The sequence below is a fragment of the Methylorubrum sp. SL192 genome (assembly GCF_026672325.1).
In the GTDB taxonomy this organism is placed as follows: Bacteria; Pseudomonadota; Alphaproteobacteria; order Rhizobiales; family Beijerinckiaceae; genus Methylobacterium; species Methylobacterium extorquens.
On sequence record NZ_JAPPQV010000003.1, the window covers coordinates 5,158,757 to 5,176,770 of the forward strand.

Genomic DNA, 18,014 nt, shown 5'->3' on the forward strand with positions numbered 1-18,014 from the left:
GGCTAAGCCGCGCCCTCCGGCAGGATGATCCGGCCGATCCCGTCATCGGTGAGGAACAGGAGGCACCCGCTCGCCGGGCCTGTGGCCGCCCCGCGGAAGGACAGGCTCACGGGTAGCGGTGCCGGCAGGCGGCCGGTGAGGTTGGCATAGGTGTCGATCCGGCGCCGATGGAGCGGCGTGACCTGCTCCAGGCGCCATTCGGAAGCGCCCTCCCCCGCAACCAGGAAGGCGGCCGCCGGATGTGTGCCGTTGACGAGCACGCCGGGCAGCAGCGTTTCGATCTCGAGCCGATCCCCCGCGCAGCCGACGATCCGGCCTTCCGTCTCCCAATCCGCCTGCATCCCGGCGAAGGCACGGGCCAGCGCCGCGCGGGTTAGGGGCGGCAGCGTCCTGTCGCGCACCCATTCCGGCGACAGGGCGACATCGAGCGCGCCCAGATCGGGCGCCGCGCCGTCGGCTGCCGCCTCCGCACGGGCGAACCAGCGCTGCCGCTGCGGTGCGTAGACCGCCGCCGTTCCGTGGCCGGGTCGCCGCTCGGTGGCGACGAGAACGCCGAGATCGGGATCGGCGGCGGGCCGGGAGCGGGCGGAGGTTTCGCAGCTCAGGACGAGGCCGCCGCCCTGGATGACGATCGACGCCGCATCCAGATTGGCATCCCCTCTCCCCGCCCGCGGGGAGAGGGCTCTGCCGACCTCGTCGTCGGCGGAGCGAGCCGGCAGGCGAAGGTGAGGGGGCGTTTCCGAAAGAGTCTCGCCCCGAAGCGCCCCCTCACCCTCGCTACCGCTTGTCGCACCGACGACAAGATCGTCGCGACCCTCTCCCCGCGTGCGGGGAGAGGGGGACGCGCGTTCGCGTTCGTGCGCTCTTAGCAACCCGATCAGCTCCGCCTCTGCCGCCAGCGCCGTCGCGGCGTAGCGCGTGAACAGCGCCTCGCTCGCCCGCGTCAGCCGCGCCAGGGCCTCGGCGTCGGCTGCCACCGCCAGGACCGCCGCCTTCACCGCCTCCGCGTCGCGGCAGCGATGGGCCGGCTCCACCGGCTCGAAACCTTCGAGGCCGATCTCGGTGCCGATCACCGGGCGGCCGAAGGAGAGCGCCTCGCCAACCTTCATCTTGAGCCCGGAGCCCATCAGCATCGGCGCTACGACGAGGTCGGCCTGGGCGTAGAAATCCTCCAACCGGTCGAGATAGCCGAGCAGCCGCACGCCGGGTCCTTCGACGCCGGGCAGGCTGCGGCAGATTTCGCCGGCGATGACGAGTTCGGGTCGATCCGGGGTCCAGCCGTCGCGCCAAGCGCGGATGAAGCGGCCGATGGAGAACAGGTTCGGGTCGTTGCCGTGGCCGAGAAAGCCGATGCGGGCGACCCGCTCCGGCACGGCGAACGGCGTCTGGGCCGGGAAATGCGGCGGGAGCAGCAGGACGCGGCTGTCGGTCAGGCCTGCGAAATAGCCGGCTTCCGCCGCCTGGATCGCCAGGACGACGTCGGCGCGGGCGAGACCCGCCGCCTCGCCGGCCGCGTCGGTGTAGAAGAAGTTCGGCTCGGCGCGGAACGGCCGGTACTGGGTCTGGCGGCCGGCGAAGCGGTCGTGGGTGTCGATCAGTGTCAGGACGCCCGGCGGGACCCGTTCCAGGGCGCGCGACAGGAAGACGTAGTTCACCAGCACCGCGCCGGTCTCGGGGTAGGCGGAGCAGTACCACGCGACGAAATCGCCGACCTCGTCGGGGCACCATTCGTCGATCCCGAAGGCGGTCGAGCGCGTCTTGAGTGGGATGACCGTGCGGGCCTCGATCAGGAAGACGTTGCGGAACGTCCGCTCCATTTCCGAGAGATCGGTCGGCGGGTGCTGGCCGAAGCGGCGATAGATCTGATCCTCGTGGGTGTAATAGGCGAGATCGATGGCAAAGCCGCCGCGGGTCAGCGCCTCGCAGGTGGCCGCCAACCGGCGCCGGTTGCCGGCGCTCACGGGCGCGGCCGGCATCGGTGCGAGCACAAGGATCGCGGGCTTCTCCGCTTGGTCGAGCGGCATCACGAGGCCCCTATCGTCAGCGCCGTGAAGCCGTGGGCGTGGAGCGCGATGGAACGCTCCGGCAGGCCCTCGGGCGCCGCACCCCAAACGGGTTCGAGGGTCAGATGCTGGCGCGGGTGCCGGCCAAAGCGCAGCCGTGCCCCGGCCACCCGCGCACAGCCCCAGCCGGCGCGTGCGCGAAACAGCAGGCCGTGCGGGATCGCGGTGCCGCCCAGCGACCAACCGTGATCCTCGTCGGCGAGATCCGGCGCATCCTCGGCGACCGGCAGCGCGATGACCGACGCCTCGATGAGGCCGAACAGGCGCCCGAGCGGCGCGAGCCCGGCCGTGCCCGCCGAGAGCAGCGCCCGCGCGAGCAGGGTTCGCTCGGACGGAGGCAGGACATCGCTCGCGGCCGGCTCGGACCGCACCACGAGGTCGCGGAAATGCGTGGCGAGGGTGACGCCCTCGCGCAGTGCAGCACCCTCCGCTTCGAGCGCCAGCAGGCAGACGGGACCGTCCGGTGCGCCCGCTTCGAGGCCGGAGAAGACCCAGGTCACCAGCCGCACCGACTCGGGCGCCGCGATATGCAGCGGAATCGGCAGCGAGGGCGGCAGGGGAAAGCGCAGCACGCAGGCGCCGGGCGCGGCCTCCACGAGTTGCCCAGGTACGGGCACAGTCCCGTCCCCCGTCGGCCGCACAACCGCAGTGGCGCTCATGCCATCACGCCATCTGCCGGGGCGTTCGTCGGGCCTCCCACCCGCAGCCTCATCCTGAGGTGCCGCGCAGCGGCCTCGAAGGATCGTCCAGATCCCGCGCGATCCCCGGAGGATCCTTCGAGGCCCGCTGACGCGGGCACCTCAGGATGAGGAATGTGGCCTGGAAGATCCATTCGCATCGCCGCGCCGCTTACGCCTGCGCCAACGCCGAGAGGATCCGCGCCCAGGAGCGCGTGCCCTTGTGGAAGCTCGTCAGCTCGTACTTCTCGTTGGGCGAGTGGATGCGGTCGTCGTCGAGGCCGAAGCCGATCAGCAGGGTATCGAGGCCGAGGATGCGCTTGAAGTCGCCGACGATCGGGATCGAACCGCCGGCTCCCACCGCCACCGCCGGGCGGCCCCACTCGGCCGCGAGCGCGGCCTGGGCGGCGGCGAGCTGCGGCATGTCGTAGGGCAAGGCCACCGCCCGCGAGCCCTTGTAGCAGATCACCTCGACCGAGCAGTCGGCGGGGATGCGCTCGCGTACGAAGGCTTCGAAGGTCTTCGAGAGCTGCTCCGGGTCCTGGTCATCCACGAGGCGGAACGAGACTTTCGCGGAGGCCTGGGAGGCGATGACGGTCTTCGTCCCCTCGCCCGTGTAGCCGCCAATGATGCCATTGACGTCGCAGGCCGGGCGCGACTGGATCAGCTCGATTGGGAGGCGCCCGCGCTCGCCCGCCGGCTCCTTCAGGCCGATGGGTCCCAGGAACTTCTCAGGGGTCAGGCCGAGACCGCGCCACTGCTCCAGCAGCTCGGGCGGGGGCTCGCGCACGCCGTCGTAGAAGCCCGGCAGGGTCACGCGGCCGTCCGCGTCGTGCAGGTCGGCGATGATCTGGGACAGGACATGGATCGGGTTGGCCGCCGCGCCGCCGAAGAAGCCGGAATGCAGATCGCGGTCGGCGCAGGTCACCTTCACTTCGTAATAGGCGAGCCCGCGCAACGAGGTGGTGATCTGCGGCGTCTGCCGATCCCACATGCCGGTGTCGCAGACGAGCACCACGTCGGCCTTCAGCCGCTCGCGGTTGGCCTCGACCCATTCGGGCAACCCCTGCGAGCCGTTCTCCTCGGCACCCTCGATCAGGATGGTGACACCGACGGGCAGGTCGCCGTTCATCGCGAGATGCGCGCGGCACGCCTCGACGAAGGTCATGACCTGACCCTTGTCGTCGGACGCACCGCGGGCGACGATTTTTTTCGAGTCTCCCGTCTCGTCGATGCGCGGCTCGAAGGGCGGCGTCTTCCAGAGGTTTTCCGGATCGACCGGCTGCACGTCGTAATGGCCGTAGAACAGCACGTGCGGCGCCCCCGGCTTCGGGCGGTGCGCCAGCACGACAGGATGCAGCGAGGTCTCCTCGACGCTGGTTTCGAAGCCGAGCGCCGTCAGGTTTCCTTCGAGCCACTGCGCCGCCTCGCGGCAATGGCCGGCATAGGCGGAATCCGTCGAGATCGAGGGGATGCGCAGCCACGCGAACAGCCGCTCCAGGCTGTTGTCCAGATCGCGGTCGATGTCGTTGAGGACGGGGTCGAGTGCATCGGCCATGGCGGCTCCTCGAAGTCGGCGTGCGGGGCAAGCGTTAGCCGAGCTTCTCGCCCCGCGTAACCCCGGCCCGCCGGGAAGCGCGCCTGAGCCTCGCCGGTCCGTGATCGCGCCGTGCCGTCCCTCCCCAGGGCGAGCGGAACAGGGCCACCTTGGAATCGTTATCGCCACGACCCGGTGCGGGCCCTGAGCCCACGCCCTTCCAAGACGCGCTCCCCGTCCGGCCCCTCGCGAAGCCTTATGCCTCGCGTTCCGTCCGTGCGGAGCCCGAGCCTCATCACGGATGTAACCATGCTCATCGACAGCGGTTCGCCCGGCGCCGTCGGGACAATCGGCATCACGCTCACCATCAATGGCGAGCGGCGCGCGCTTCAGGTGGCGCCCTGGACCACGCTGCTCGATCTCCTGCGCGAGCGCCTCGACCTGACCGGCACCAAGAAGGGCTGCGACCACGGTCAGTGCGGCGCCTGCACCGTTCTCGTGAACGGCACCCGCATCAATTCCTGCCTCACCCTCGCGGTGATGAAGGACGGCGCGGAGATCACCACCGTCGAGGGGCTCGCCGGCCTCGCCCATCGCGAGAGCAAGAACAGCCTTCACCCGATCCAGGAAGCCTTCGTCGAGCACGACGCCTTCCAGTGCGGCTACTGCACGCCGGGCCAGCTCTGCTCCTCGGTCGGCCTGATGAACGAAGGCCACGCCAAGACCCGCGACGAGATCCGTGAGGCAATGAGCGGCAACATCTGCCGCTGCGGCGCCTACACCAACATCGTCGATGCCATCGAAGAGGTCATGCACCAGGGAGACGCCCGATGAACCGCTTCGATTACGTTCGCCCCAGCACGGTGGCGGAGGCGGTGCAGGCGCTGGGCAGCGACCCGGCGGCCCGCTTCATCGCCGGCGGCACCAATCTCATCGACCTGATGAAGTACGACGTCGAGCGGCCGGGCAAGCTCATCGACATCACCCGCCTGCCGCTCGGCGAGATCGAAGAGCGCGACGGCGGCCTTCGCATCGGCGCCCTCGTGACCAACGCGACGCTGGCCTACGACGCCCGCATCCGCGAGCGCTACCCGCTGCTGGCGGACGCGATCCTGGCCGGCGCCTCGGCGCAGCTCCGCAACGCGGCCTCGACCGGCGGCAACCTGCTCCAGCGCACGCGCTGCTACTACTTTTACGATACGGCCACGCCCTGCAACAAACGCGAGCCGGGCTCGGGCTGCTCGGCCATCGGCGGCGTCGATCGCATCCACGCGATCCTCGGCACGAGCGAGCACTGCATCGCCACCCACCCGTCCGACATGTGCGTGGCGCTCGCCGCCTTGGAAGCGACCGTGCAGGTGAGCGGGCCGCAGGGTGATCGTTCGATCCCCTTCGCCGACTTCCACCGCCTGCCCGGCGACGAGCCTTCGAAAGACACCAACCTCGCGCCCGGTGAGATCATCCTCGCCATCGACCTGCCGGCCAAGGGCTTTGGCGGCAAGCATCACACCTACCTGAAGCTGCGCGACCGGCTCTCCTACGCCTTCGCGCTGGTCTCGGTCGCCGCCGCGCTCGAACTCGACGGCCAGACCATTCGCACCGCGCGCCTCGCGCTCGGCGGCGTCGCTCACAAGCCCTGGCGCAACACCGAAGCCGAGGCGCTGCTGCAGGGCAAGCCGGCCACCCGCGAGACTTTCAAGGCCGCGGCGGACCTGATCCTGCGCGAAGCCAAGCCGCAGGCGACCAACGGCTTCAAGATCGAGCTGGCGCGCCGCGCCATCGTCCGCGGCCTGGAACAGGCCGCCGCCGGCACGCCCCAGTCCCAGTCCGACAAGCGCATCCAGTAAGGAGCAGCCATGACCGTCCAGATCAGCCCGGCGGCCGGCCGCGACCGTTTCGTCGGCAGCGCCGTCAGCCGCGTCGATGGCCCGGCCAAGGTCACCGGCCTCGCGAAATATGCCGGCGAGTTCGCCGCACCCGACCTCGCCTACGGCGTGGTGGTGTCGAGCGCCATCGCCAAAGGCAGCGTGCGGAGCATCGACGCCTCCGCCGCCGAGGCGGTGCCCGGCGTCATCAAGGTGATCACCCACGAGAACCGCCCGGCCACCTCCGACAATCCGGAGGATTACCAAGACGCGGTGGCGCCACCCGGTGCGCCGTTCCAGGCGCTGGCAACAAACCGGATCGTCTTTTCCGGCCAGCCGGTGGCCCTCGTCGTCGCCGAGGATTTCGAGACGGCGCGTTATGCCGCCTCCCTGGTGCGGGTCGATTACGGGGTCGTGGCGCCGCGCACCGATCTCTCGGCGCAGGCGCCCGAGGCCTACGATCCGCCGATGAAGCGGGCCGGCATCAAGCCGCCGCCGGAGCCGTGGGGCGATGCCGAAAAGGCGTTCGACTCGGCCGAAATCCGCGTCAACGGCCAGTACCGGATGGCCGACGAGCACCACAACCCGATGGAGCCGCACGCCTCGACCGTCGTCGTGGAGAAGGACGGCACCTACACGGTCTACGACAAGATCCAGGGCGTCTCGAACACCCACGACTACATCGCCAGCGCCTTCGGTCTGAAGCCGGAGCAAGTGCGGGTGCTGAACCCCTATCTCGGCGGCGGCTTCGGCTCGGGCCTGCGCCCGCAATACCAGCTCTTCCTGGCGATGCTGGCCGCGAAAGATCTCGGCCGCTCGGTGCGGGTCACGCTGACCCGCGACCAGATGTGGTCCTTCACCTACCGCTCGGAGGCGCTCCAGACCGTGTCGCTGGGCGCCGACCGCTCGGGCAAGCTCACCGCGCTCAAGCACGACGCGGTGCAGGGCACCTCGTCCTACGAGGATTACCAGGAGGTCGTCGTCAATTGGTCGGGCGTGCTTTACGACTGTGACAACGTCGCGCTCACCTATAGCCTCGCCAAGATCGATACCCCGACGCCGGGCGACATGCGTGCGCCCGGTGCCGTGACCGGCGTCTACGCCATCGAGACAGCGATGGACGAACTCGCCTACGCCACCGGCCAGGATCCGATCCAGCTTCGCCTAAAGAACTACACCGAGAGCGACCCGACCGAGGACAAGCCGTTCGGCTCCAAGGCGCTGAAGGAGTGCTTCCGGGAGGGCGCCGAGCGCTTCGGTTGGAGCCGGCGCAACCCGCAGCCGCGCTCCATGCGCGAGGGCCGCGAACTCGTCGGCTGGGGCATGGCGACCGGCATCTGGGAATCGATGATGATGCAGTCGAGCGCACATGCCGTGCTCACCGCGGACGGCCGGCTCGAAGTCGGCAACCAGACAGGCGACATCGGCACCGGCACCTACACGATCCTGACCCAGATCGCCGCCGATACGCTGGGCCTGCCGCTCGAACACGTCACGACCAAGCTCGGCGACACGAAGCTCGCCAAGGCCCCCGTGGCCGGCGGCTCGTGGACGGCGGCTTCCTCCGGCACCGCCGTGATGAAGGCCTGCCGCGATATCGCCGAGCAGGCGTTCAAGCTGGCGCGTGGCATGGAGAACTCACCGCTGGCCAACGCCGATTTCGAGCGCGTCGTCTTCTCGAACGGCCGCATCGAGGTGGCGGGCGACCCGTCCAAGAGCGTGGCGTTCACCGACGTCTTGAAGGCGACCGGCACGCCAAAGCTGGAGGCGACCGGCGAGGCCGCCCCGGACAAGGATTTTGCGCAAGAATTCGAGGCCTACACCCATTCGGCGATCTTCGTGGAGGTGAAGATCGACGAGGAACTGGGCCAAGTGCGCTGCACCCGCGTGGTCTCAGCCATCGCGGCAGGCAAGATCATCAACCTCAAGACGGCCCGCAGCCAGATCCTCGGCGGCGTCGTCATGGGTATCGGCTCGGCCCTGCACGAAGAATCGATGCTCGACCACCGCATCGGCCGGTTCATGAACCACAATCTCGGCGAGTACCACGTGCCGGTGCATGCCGACATCCACGACATCGACGTGATCTTCGTGGACGAGGAGGACAAGGCGAACCCCCTCGGCGTGAAGGGCCTCGGCGAAATCGGCATCGTCGGCGTGGCCGCCGCGATCTCCAACGCGGTCTACCACGCCACCGGCAAGCGCATCCGCCACCTGCCGATCACGCCCGATAAGATTTTGGGCGAGGATTGAACCACCCCGTCGCCGCGAAACAGAAGCCCCGTCGGCCCAGTGCCGGCGGGGTTTTCTCTTGAAGGACCGGCTCCAACAGCCCGTGCCAAACCTGTTGCCGTCGCATTGTCCGGATCGCTTGGCTGACGCTCGCGATGAAAGCCGAGCATGGCCCGAACCGCCCTTGCACAACGCAACGGGTTCGGATGATGCGCGCCTCCGTCCGCTCGATGCGCTAGATCTGCACGCGCCTTGCAAGCCCGCGCCGTAACGGCGTTTCATCCCGAGCCTTCAGCCTTGAACACCCTTCTCGTCTTCCTCGGTGCCGGCCTCGGCGGTGTCATGCGCCACGGCGTCAATGCCTGGGCCGTGCGGCTCGGGGCGAGCTTCCCGTGGGGCACGCTCGGCATCAACGTCGCCGGCTCGGTGCTGATGGGGATCGTCACCGGCTGGCTGGCCGCGCGCGGCGGGCCGCCCCAAGCGCGGTTGTTCGTGGCCACCGGAATCCTGGGCGGCTTCACCACCTTCTCGACCTTTTCCCTCGAAGCCTTCACCCTGATGGAGCGCGGCGACGGGTTGGCGGCGCTCGCCTACGTGCTCGTCTCGGTGCTGGCGGGTATCGGCGGGCTGGCCCTGGCCCTGATCGTGATGCGCCACGCCCTGTGAAGGAGGAAGCGGTGAGCGAATGGCTCCTGTCGTGGCGGTTCTGGGCCCTGCTCTCCGCCGGGTTCGCCGCCGCCACGGCGATCCTCGCCAAAGTCGGCATCGACGGCGTCGCGCCGGATGTGGCCACCTTCATTCGAACGCTCGTCGTGCTGGCGCTCGCCGGGGCGATCCTCGCCGCGTCCGGACAGGCGCAGGAGCTGGGCCGAGTCTCCAGCAAAAATCTCGTCTTCCTGATCCTGTCGGGGCTCGCCACCGGCGCGTCCTGGCTCTGCTACTTCCGGGCTCTCGCCCTCGGGGACGCCGGCCGCGTCGCCCCGCTCGACAAGCTGAGCGTCGTGCTCGTGGCCGTGTTCGGCGTCCTCTTCCTCGGCGAGCGCCTCGCACCCCACCACTGGCTCGGCGTCGGGCTGATCGCGGCGGGCGCGGGGCTGCTGGCATGTCGGGCCTGATGCGCGCCGCTTTGGCCGGCCTCGCCCTCACCGCGTCTCAGCCGGCCGAGGCAGAAGCCGATTCCTTCGTCGATGCCGCCCGGCACGTGCCGGGGCTCGCGCTCGACATGCGCTATGCCGGCTCCGACAACTTCGTCGGCCGGCCCATCGCCGGCTACGAGGCGCCGCGCTGCCTGCTCACCCCGCAGGCCGCCGGCGCGCTGGCCCGAGTGCAGGCGTCGCTAGCGCCGGACGGCCTCGGTCTGAAGGTGTTCGATTGCTACCGCCCGCGCCAGGCGGTGGCCGACTTCGCCGCCTGGGCGCGCGACCCGGCCGACACACAAATGAAGGCGGCCTACTATCCCCGGACGGACAAGGCGGATCTGTTCCGCCTCGGCTACATCGCCGAGCGCTCGTCGCATTCCCGCGGCTCCACCGTGGACCTGACGCTGGTGCGCAGCGCCGACGGCGCCGAACTCGACATGGGCACGCCGTTCGACCTGTTCGACCCGGCCTCGGCGACGGATTTCCCCGGCGTCAGCCCGATCCAGTCGCGCAACCGTCAGCGCCTGCGCGACGCGATGATTCGCGCCGGCTTCGTGCCCTACGCACAGGAATGGTGGCACTTCACCCTCAAGGGCGAGCCCTACCCCGACACGGCCTTCGACCGGCCCGTCCGCTGATCGACGCCGTGCGGCCCGGCCAAACCGAGATGCCGCCGTGATTTTTTGAGGCGGGTTGAATTGTTCTAAATCAATAGTGCAAAGCCTCGGAACAGAGCTCGATTAAAGCATTTCCAATGTTTTGAAGATCTCTTGCGCAATATCGACAGATGGAGCCATGATGAATGCATGGCGCACATTCTGACATTCCCGAACGCTTCTCACGTCAGCGCGTGGCCCTCGCGGGTCGATACGCTGTCCTCGGTCCGCGACGGCTCAGGCGGCTTGGCCGGTCTGCTCGCGGCCCTCGACGCGGTGCTCGAATCCGTGCGCCTCGCGTGGTGGGACGGCTCCTCCCTCGGCCTGAGCCGGGGTGGCCTCGAATCCCTGGTCGGGCTGGAGCCGGGCGACGCGACACCGCCGCGGCTGGTGCCGGTCGACGTGCGGGCGCAGGTGCAGGCATGAGCGCCGGCCTCGTCACGGCCCCGCCCGACGCGGCGGAGCGGCAAGCGCAGGGCACGTTGGAGCGGGCGCTCACGACCGCGTTCTGGCAGGCACTTCAGCGCGAGCCGATGCACGTCATGGCCGCCCTCGAAGCCGCGGCGCGCACCGTCGGCACGCTCTACCGGCAGGTAGCCGCCGCGCACGGTCCCGAAGGGCACTGCCCCTGCGGCTGGGAGCCCGACCCGGAAACCGACCTCATCGTCCTGGAGGCGATGCTGGCCGCCGCCCTCTCCCGCCCGGCCCAGCGGGATCTCGCCGACATGGTGCCTGCCGGTCGGGCTTGAGCGGTCAGGCTGGAACCGGTGTGACCGTGATGCGCCCTCCCTCGCCCGCCTCGGGGTGCGGGCGTACGGTGATCTCCACATCCTGATCGAAAGCGGTCAGCATGCGCATCAACCGTTCCACGGAAGTGCCGCGCAAGCCACCGCGCAGCAGCTTGGACAGGTCCGCCTGACCGATCCCAAGGATCGTCGCGGCAGCGGTCTGGGTCAGCTTACGGCCTTCGATCTGCCGCCGCAGTTCGATCACCAAGCTGGACTTGAGATGCAGCTCCTGGGCATCGGGCAATTCCAGATCAGCGAAGACGTTACCGTTGCTCCGCCAAGCCTCCGGTTCGGGGTCAGTCATCGGCTCAACGTCCTTCCTCGATCCTGATCCGGTGCAGCGTCTCTGCATCACGCAGACGGGCTCGAATCAGCTCGATATCGTGTTGCGGGGTGGCGATGCCCTTCTTCGACTTCTTCTGGAAGCAGTGAAGAACGTAGATCGCTCCGGCAAAGCGCACCGTATAGACAGCCCTAAAGGTGTCTCCATCGTGATTCTCGATAATTTCGAGAACACCGCGGCCGCCAAATCCCTTCAAAGCCTTGGCTGCGTACGGCTCCAAGCCGCATTGGGCCTCGTGAAGCGCATGCCCGAACTCGCTTCTGACCACGTCGGGAAACGCTGACAGATCCTTTCGGCTCGATCCGACGAACCAGCACTCTCTCAACGGTGGGGATGCCAGCGTCACGACCGATTATGGGCATATGCCCATAATCCCGTCAACGGGAAACATGCCGGATCGCGGTGCGGCCGAATCGGAAAGATCGGCCTCTGCGGCCGTCCTGAAAGGCAACGGACTTGTTTCAGGACGACTGCGCTACCGCGCCCGGAGCCAGCAAGGCTTCGTCCTCGTCGTCGGCCTCGCCGTCGATCTCGGCATCGGCCTCTTCGTGGCCGGTCACACCCGCGGCTCCCGCGAGGCTACGGGCGACGCGGCGCAGGAGCTTGCGCAGGCGGCGGCGCTCCTTGTTGTCGAAGTCTTCGAGCAGCTCGGCCTCGACCTCGTCCCAGATTCGCTCGATCGCGGCGGCCTTGGCAAAGCCTGTTTCGGTCAGTCGCACGCGCACGATGCGGCCGTCGCCGGCCTCGGCCCGGCGCTCGACGAAGCCGAGGGCGGCGAGCCGCGAGATCGTCTTCGAGGCGGTCGGCGGGCGCACCCGCAGGGTCGCGGCGAGATCGCCCATGGTCATGCTGCCGGCCGCCGCCAGCGCCTGCACCACCTGCTCCTGGCCGGCGAACAGGTCGAGTTCGGCGAGCCGGTCGCCGATCCGGGCGCGGTGCAGCCGTGCCGCCTGGACCAGCGCCCAGCCGACGCTCTTGGCCGCCGGGGGCCGCAGCCGCTTGACGGTCTTGCTCGCCTTGTCCTTTGCCGCGCTTCGGCCGCCCGATTGAGCGGGAGCTTCGCCGTGTGCCGCCACGGCGACCACTTCGTTTGCCGCCGACATGATCCGGTTTCCCTTCACGGACGTGCGGGCTCCTGAACGCTGCCCGGAAAGAGTGCCCTCTGGGCGGCCCGCAGGGCAAGCATCTGCCGACCGGCGATGAAACTTCGATGACAGAAACCCTTCGCTTTGCCGACACAGCGCCGACAACACACCGCTTTTGCGAGAAACCGCTTCACGGCGCGGCCGATTTCGTGGATTCCGGCGCCGCATGAGCGTCCACCGGAACCGAGACGACGGGGTGTTTCCATGAAGCGCCGTGAGGCGCTCGGCCTCTATCCCCTGCGCGACCTGCGCCGTTGTGCGGACGACGCCTGGAGCGCGACCGGCCCCGATCCGATCTTCGCGCTCGGCCCGGCGGACGCCGTGTCGGCGCTGTCGGGCCAGCGCATCCGCATCCGCTGCCGGCCGGATTCGGTGCGGCCGGTGCTCGCGGTCGAGGCGCGGGGCGAGGCCGAGCCGCGCCGCTACCGGCTCACCGTGCGGGCGGACGGCACCGACGACCTGATCCGCCTGCCGCGCGGCACACGCGCGCTGCGCCTGGAAGCCGCCGAGGCAGGACTGCGCTTCCGCCTCGACGGGGTGCGGATCGCGCCGGCGGGCCGGATCGAGGCGGCCATGCTGTCCGCCCAAAAGATCATCGAACGGTTGCCACCGCAGGAGCGCCGGCCGCTGCGCCTCCTGCGCCGCGCCGTCGGCCTCCTGCGCAGCGTGCCGCCCGGCGAAATCTGGTGCCGCCTCACCCGCGCCGCCCAGACCCACCGTCCGCCCGCCAGCTATGCCGCCTGGATTCAGGCGGTGGAAGCCAAGGCTCTGCCCTCCATCGAGACGATGTGCGCGCAGCTCGGAGCCCTGTCGGAGCGCCCGCTGATCTCTCTGCTGGTGGCGGGCGGCAACGATCCGGTCCAGCTGGGGGAGACGGTCGCGAGCCTGCGGGCGCAGGTCTACCCGGATTGGGAATTGTGCCTCGCGGCCACGCCATCGGCCGCGCTCGAAGCGCTGGCGGCGGAGGACGACCGCATCCGTCTGCTACCGCCCGCGAAGGGCAAAGCGGCCTCCCTCGATGCGGCGCTGGCGCAGGCGCGCGGTTCCTATCTCGCCACGATGGAGCCCGGTGCCCGGCTTGCGCCGCAGGCGCTTCTCGCCCTCGTCCGGCGGCTCGCCCGCGAGCCCGATCTCGACCTGCTCTACACGGATGAAGACCGGATCGGGCCGGCGGGCGAGCGCTGCGATCCGTATTTCAAGCCGGACTGGTCGCCCGAGACCCTGGAGAGCAGCTTCTACATCGGCGGGCTTGCCCTCTACCGCACCGCCCTGGTGCGGGCGGTCGGCGGTTTTCCGGGCGAGAGCGAGGGCGCGGCCGACTACGACCTCGCGCTCCGCGTGACCGAGCGGAGTGAGCGCGTCGGCCACGTCGCGCAGGTGCTCTGCCATCGCCGCGCCGCCGCGCCCGATCCGGAGGCGGCCGCCCGCGCGCTGGCCGGACGCGCACGGCGCACCGGCGGGCTCGATGCCATTCGCGTGCTCAGCGCCTCACATTTTGCCCTGCGCCGCGCGCTCGCGACGCGCCCGCTGGTCTCCCTGGTGATCCCGACCGCCGGGCGCGACAGCCTCATCGGCGGGCGCAACATCGATCTGCTCGCCGCCTGTCTCGCCAGCATCCGCGAGACCGGCACCTACGACAACATCGAGATCGTGGCGGTGGATAACGGCGACCTGCGCCCGCAGACGCGGGCCGCCGTCGAGCGGTTCGGCGCGCGCACCGTCACCTGGGACAAGCCGGTCTTCAACGTCGCCGCCAAGATGAATCTCGGCGCAAGAGCGGCGAGCGGCGAGGTGCTAGTCTTTCTCAACGACGATATCAGCGTCGTCACGCCGGACTGGATCGAGGCGATGCTGGCGCAGCTCGCCATCCCCGGCGTCGGTGCAGTCGGCCCCAAGCTCTTGTTCGAGGATGGCAGCCTTCAGCATGCCGGCGTGGTCTTCGGCGAGGGCCTGCCGGACCATGTCCGCCGTGGCTTCCCCGGTGACGACGCCGGGTATCACGGCTCAAGCCTGGCCAACCGCAACACTCTTGCCGTGACCGGCGCCTGCGTGATGGTGGGCCAAGCCGAGTTCGAAGCCATTCAGGGCTTCGACGAGGGATACGCCGTCAATTACAACGACATCGACCTCTGCCTGCGGCTCGGCGAGCGAGGCCTGCGCACGGTCTATTGCGCCGAGGCGAGCCTGCACCATTACGAGAGCCGCAACCGCATCCCCACCGTCGATCCCGCCGAGCAGGCCCGCTTCCGCAAGCGCTGGGGCGCACGGCTCGCCCGCGACCCGTACTACCCGGACCCGTTCGGCATCCGCCCGCCCGCCTTCACCCTCGACGCCGAGCGGTTTCCGGCAGCACGGCAGCACATGGTAGAGGCGTGGCGATGATGACGACGACAGACAGACCCGGAGACCACCTGTGAAGGCCGTAATCCTCGCGGGCGGGCTCGGCACGCGGCTCTCGGAGGAGACCGTGGTGCGCCCCAAGCCGATGCTGGAAATCGGCGGACGGCCGATCCTCTGGCACATCATGCAGATCTTCGCCGCCCACGGCGTGACCGAATTCGTGATCTGCCTGGGCTACAAGGGCTACGTCATCAAGGAGTTTTTCCTCAATTACCGCTTGCACTTGAGCGACGTGACGCTCGATCTCGGCCGGGGCGACGTGCAGTTCCACCGCTCGGCGGCCGAGGACTGGAAGGTTTCGCTGATCGAAACCGGCGACGCCACCATGACCGGCGGGCGGCTCAAGCGGGTGCGCGACTATCTCGGCGACGACGATTTCTTCATGACCTACGGCGACGGCGTCGCCGATATCGACCTCACGGCGCTGGCTGCCTTCCACCGGGCTCACGGCCGGCTCGCGACGCTGACGGCGGTGGTGCCGCCGGGCCGCTTCGGCGCGCTCGACCTCGCGGGCGATGCGGTGCGCAGCTTCCGCGAGAAGCCGGCGGGCGACGGCGCGACCATCAATGGCGGCTTCTTCATGCTCTCGCCAAAAGTGCTCGACCGGATCGAGGGCGATGCCACCGTGTGGGAGAGCGGCCCGCTGGAGAGCCTCGCCCGCGACGGCCAGCTCCACGCCTACCATCATCACGGCTTCTGGCAGGCGATGGACACGCTGCGCGACAAGAAGCACCTGGAAGAACTCTGGGCCCGCGGCGACGCGTCCTGGAAGGTGTGGTGATGGGTGCGCTCAACCCCGATCCCACCTTCTGGGCGGGCAAGCGCGTGCTGCTCACCGGGCATACCGGCTTCAAGGGCGCGTGGCTGAGCCTGTGGCTCGTTCGCCTCGGCGCCCGCGTCACCGGCTTCGCCCTCCCCCCTGAGACGCGGCCGAACCTGTTCGAGGCAATCAGATTCCCGTCCGAGGACTCGCGCATCGGCGATATCCGCGACCTGCCGACGCTCACCGCGGCCGTGGCGGCTGCCGAGCCGGAGATCGTGATCCACATGGCGGCGCAGGCCCTGGTTCGGCCCTCCTATACCGATCCGGTGGGGACGTTCGCGGTCAACACCATGGGCACTGTCCACCTGCTGGAAGCGGTTCGGTCGGCCCCGAGCGTGCGCGCCGTCGTCGTCGTGACGAGCGACAAGGCCTACGAGAACCGCGAATGGCCCTATGCCTATCGCGAGACCGAGGCGATGGGCGGGCGCGATCCCTACAGCGCCTCGAAGGGCTGCGCCGAACTCGTGACGAACGCCTATCGCGCCTCGTTCTTCGGCGCGGGCGGCCATCCGGCGCGGATCGCCAGCGCGCGGGCCGGCAACGTCATCGGCGGCGGCGATTGGTCCCTCGATCGGCTGATCCCCGATATCGTGCGCGCGTTCGAGGCTGGGGCCTCCGTCGAGATCCGCGCGCCGCACGCGATCCGCCCGTGGCAGCACGTGCTGGAACCGCTGGCCGGCTACCTCAGGCTCGCCGAATGCCTCGCGGGCGACGACGGCGCCGCCTTCGCGGAGGGCTGGAATCTCGGGCCGGCGGACGAGGATTGCCGGCCGGTCTCGTACCTCGTGGAGCGGCTGGCGCAGGGCTGGGGCGGGGGGGCCGGCTGGCACCTCTCGCAGAAGACCCATCCGCACGAGGCGACCTATCTCAAGGTCGATGCCTCCAAGGCTCGCGCCCGCCTCGGCTGGGACCGGCGGCTGACCCTCGATACGGCGCTCGACTGGACTGCCGCTTGGTACCGCGCGGCCGCTTCCGGCGCCGATCCCCGCGCTCTGGCCGAGGCCGAGATCGCGCGCTACGAGGCGCTGGGCCAGCCTGGAGCAAAAGCCGGAGTCCAAGCGTGACTGCCCCGACCTGCCGCGCCTGCGGCGCCGCCCTCACCCGGACCTTCTGCGATCTCGGCCTGTCGCCGCTCGCCAATTCCTACGTCACGCCGGAATGGCGCCACCGGGGCGAGACCTTCCACCCGCTCCACGCCTATGTCTGCGATGCCTGCTGGCTGGTGCAACTCGAAGCCTTCGAGAGCCCCGAGGCGATCTTCTCCGATTACGCCTACTTCTCCGGCTTCTCCGCCGGCTGGCTGCGCCACGCCGAAAGCTACGTCGCCGCGATGATCGCGCGCTTCGGCTTGAGCGCCGAGAGCAAGGTCGTGGAGGTCGCGAGCAACGACGGCTACCTGCTGCAATACTTCGTTGCCCGTGGCGTGCCGGTGCTCGGCGTCGAGCCGGCGGCCAACGTCGCCCGCGTCGCCGTCGAGCGCGGCGTGCCCACCGAGGTCGCCTTCTTCGGCCGTGAGACCGCCCGGCGGCTCGCTGCGGCGGGCCACAAGGCGGATCTGACGGCGGCCAACAACGTGCTCGCCCACGTGCCAGACATCCACGATTTCGCGGCGGGCTTTGCCGAGATCCTGAAGCCGGAGGGTGTGGCGACCTTCGAGTTCCCGCACCTCCTGCGGATGATCGAGCATCGGCAGTTCGACACGATCTACCACGAGCACTTCTCCTACCTCTCGCTCGGCGTGGTGATCGGCATCCTGCGCCAGCACGGCTTGCGGGTGTTCGATGTCGAGGAATGGCCCACCCATGGCGGATCGCTGCGCGTCTTCGCCTGCCACGAGGCCGCCGCGCACGCGCCGACGCCGGAGTTGGAGCGCGTGGTGCTCAGCGAGTGGGGGGCGCACCTGTTCGACCCCTCCGGCTATGCCGGGTTCGGGCGGGCGGTGGCCGACATCAAATGCGCGGCGCTCCGCTTCCTGATCGAGGAGCGGATGGCGGGCCGCACGGTCTGCGCCTACGGCGCGGCTGCCAAGGGCAACACCTTCCTCAATTATTGCGGCATCAAGCCGGAGCTGATCCGCGCGGTGGCCGACCGCTCGCCGCACAAGCAGGGCACGTGGCTCCCCGGCAGCCGCATCCCCGTGGTCTCGCCGGACGAACTCCTGGCGATGCGCCCCGACACGGTGCTGATCCTGCCCTGGAACCTCAAGGACGAGATCGCCGGCGAGATGGAAGCGATCCGCGAATGGGGCGGACGCTTCGCCGTGGCGATCCCAGAACTGACGGTGTTCTGATGCCGCGGCCCGCCCCTCCCAGCCTCATCCTGAGGTGCCGCGCAGCTTCCTCGAAG

General features: G+C 69.4%; 18 protein-coding genes. 12 read left to right on the forward strand and 6 right to left on the reverse strand.

Annotated features, from left to right (window positions below; translation table 11 throughout):
• Positions 1-2: 2 nt before the first annotated feature.
• From OVA30_RS25025 to OVA30_RS25035, 3 genes are all read right to left on the reverse strand, one after another.
• Positions 3-2,024, reverse strand: a complete 2,022-nt coding sequence (locus tag OVA30_RS25025) for a glycosyltransferase (protein ID WP_268177336.1) — start codon at positions 2,022-2,024, stop codon at positions 3-5.
• Positions 2,024-2,722 carry a hypothetical protein gene (locus tag OVA30_RS25030; protein WP_268177337.1) on the reverse strand — a complete coding sequence of 233 codons (699 nt, stop codon included), beginning with the start codon at positions 2,720-2,722 and terminating at the stop codon, positions 2,024-2,026. Before OVA30_RS25030 ends, OVA30_RS25025 begins: the two co-directional genes overlap by 1 nt.
• A 190-nt stretch (positions 2,723-2,912) precedes the next feature.
• Entirely contained in the window at positions 2,913-4,298 is a 1,386-nt protein-coding gene (locus OVA30_RS25035) for a dipeptidase (protein WP_268177338.1), read from the reverse strand.
• A gap of 288 nt (positions 4,299-4,586) precedes the next feature.
• On the opposite strand from OVA30_RS25035, the gene OVA30_RS25040 reads away from it, so the two are divergent.
• The 8 genes from OVA30_RS25040 to OVA30_RS25075 all read left to right on the forward strand — a co-directional run bounded on the left by OVA30_RS25040 (position 4,587) and on the right by OVA30_RS25075 (position 10,918).
• Positions 4,587-5,111 carry a (2Fe-2S)-binding protein gene (locus tag OVA30_RS25040; protein WP_268177339.1) on the forward strand — a complete coding sequence of 175 codons (525 nt, stop codon included), beginning with the start codon at positions 4,587-4,589 and terminating at the stop codon, positions 5,109-5,111.
• Positions 5,108-6,124 (forward strand): FAD binding domain-containing protein, encoded by a 1,017-nt coding sequence (locus tag OVA30_RS25045; RefSeq protein WP_015821309.1) that lies wholly within the window; start codon positions 5,108-5,110, stop codon positions 6,122-6,124. Before OVA30_RS25040 ends, OVA30_RS25045 begins: the two co-directional genes overlap by 4 nt.
• A gap of 9 nt (positions 6,125-6,133) precedes the next feature.
• Positions 6,134-8,395, forward strand: a complete 2,262-nt coding sequence (locus OVA30_RS25050) for a xanthine dehydrogenase family protein molybdopterin-binding subunit (RefSeq protein WP_268177340.1) — start codon at positions 6,134-6,136, stop codon at positions 8,393-8,395.
• Between the two features lie 321 nt (positions 8,396-8,716).
• A complete protein-coding gene (locus tag OVA30_RS25055; protein WP_012252561.1) occupies positions 8,717-9,040 on the forward strand; it encodes a CrcB family protein in 324 nt (107 codons plus the stop codon).
• An 11-nt stretch (positions 9,041-9,051) separates the two neighbouring features.
• A complete protein-coding gene (locus tag OVA30_RS25060) occupies positions 9,052-9,489 on the forward strand; it encodes an EamA family transporter (protein WP_268177341.1) in 438 nt (145 codons plus the stop codon).
• Entirely contained in the window at positions 9,489-10,151 is a 663-nt protein-coding gene (locus tag OVA30_RS25065; RefSeq protein ID WP_268177537.1) for a M15 family metallopeptidase, read from the forward strand. The genes OVA30_RS25060 and OVA30_RS25065 overlap by 1 nt, the downstream gene beginning before the upstream one ends.
• 168 nt (positions 10,152-10,319) lie before the next feature.
• Complete coding sequence (locus tag OVA30_RS25070) at positions 10,320-10,595, forward strand: hypothetical protein (RefSeq protein ID WP_268177342.1); 276 nt, start codon at positions 10,320-10,322, stop codon at positions 10,593-10,595.
• Complete coding sequence (locus tag OVA30_RS25075; RefSeq protein ID WP_268177343.1) at positions 10,592-10,918, forward strand: hypothetical protein; 327 nt, start codon at positions 10,592-10,594, stop codon at positions 10,916-10,918. The genes OVA30_RS25070 and OVA30_RS25075 overlap by 4 nt, the downstream gene beginning before the upstream one ends.
• A gap of 4 nt (positions 10,919-10,922) precedes the next feature.
• Here OVA30_RS25075 and OVA30_RS25080 read toward each other — a convergent pair whose 3' ends face one another.
• The 3 genes from OVA30_RS25080 to OVA30_RS25090 form a co-directional block, all read right to left on the reverse strand.
• On the reverse strand, positions 10,923-11,261 hold the full coding sequence (locus OVA30_RS25080) for a helix-turn-helix domain-containing protein (protein ID WP_268177344.1): 339 nt from the start codon (positions 11,259-11,261) through the stop codon (positions 10,923-10,925).
• A 4-nt stretch (positions 11,262-11,265) separates the two neighbouring features.
• Positions 11,266-11,646 carry a type II toxin-antitoxin system RelE/ParE family toxin gene (locus OVA30_RS25085; protein ID WP_268177345.1) on the reverse strand — a complete coding sequence of 127 codons (381 nt, stop codon included), beginning with the start codon at positions 11,644-11,646 and terminating at the stop codon, positions 11,266-11,268.
• A gap of 115 nt (positions 11,647-11,761) precedes the next feature.
• Complete coding sequence (locus OVA30_RS25090; protein ID WP_268177346.1) at positions 11,762-12,403, reverse strand: MarR family winged helix-turn-helix transcriptional regulator; 642 nt, start codon at positions 12,401-12,403, stop codon at positions 11,762-11,764.
• A gap of 246 nt (positions 12,404-12,649) precedes the next feature.
• Here OVA30_RS25090 and OVA30_RS25095 point away from each other — a divergent pair, with 246 nt between their 5' ends.
• The 4 genes from OVA30_RS25095 to OVA30_RS25110 are packed head-to-tail and all read left to right on the forward strand — an operon-like array spanning position 12,650 to position 17,958.
• Positions 12,650-14,827: a glycosyltransferase gene (locus OVA30_RS25095; protein WP_268177347.1), complete on the forward strand. Its 2,178-nt coding sequence runs from the start codon at positions 12,650-12,652 to the stop codon at positions 14,825-14,827.
• Positions 14,828-14,858: 31 nt separating this feature from the next.
• Positions 14,859-15,626 (forward strand): glucose-1-phosphate cytidylyltransferase, encoded by a 768-nt coding sequence (rfbF, locus tag OVA30_RS25100; protein WP_268177348.1) that lies wholly within the window; start codon positions 14,859-14,861, stop codon positions 15,624-15,626.
• Entirely contained in the window at positions 15,626-16,732 is a 1,107-nt protein-coding gene (gene rfbG / locus OVA30_RS25105) for a CDP-glucose 4,6-dehydratase (RefSeq protein ID WP_268177349.1), read from the forward strand. The genes rfbF and rfbG overlap by 1 nt, the downstream gene beginning before the upstream one ends.
• The gene (locus tag OVA30_RS25110) at positions 16,729-17,958 is read left to right on the forward strand and encodes a class I SAM-dependent methyltransferase (protein ID WP_268177350.1); all 1,230 of its coding nucleotides are present in this window, start codon (positions 16,729-16,731) and stop codon (positions 17,956-17,958) included. The genes rfbG and OVA30_RS25110 overlap by 4 nt, the downstream gene beginning before the upstream one ends.
• Positions 17,959-18,014: the final 56 nt, after the last annotated feature.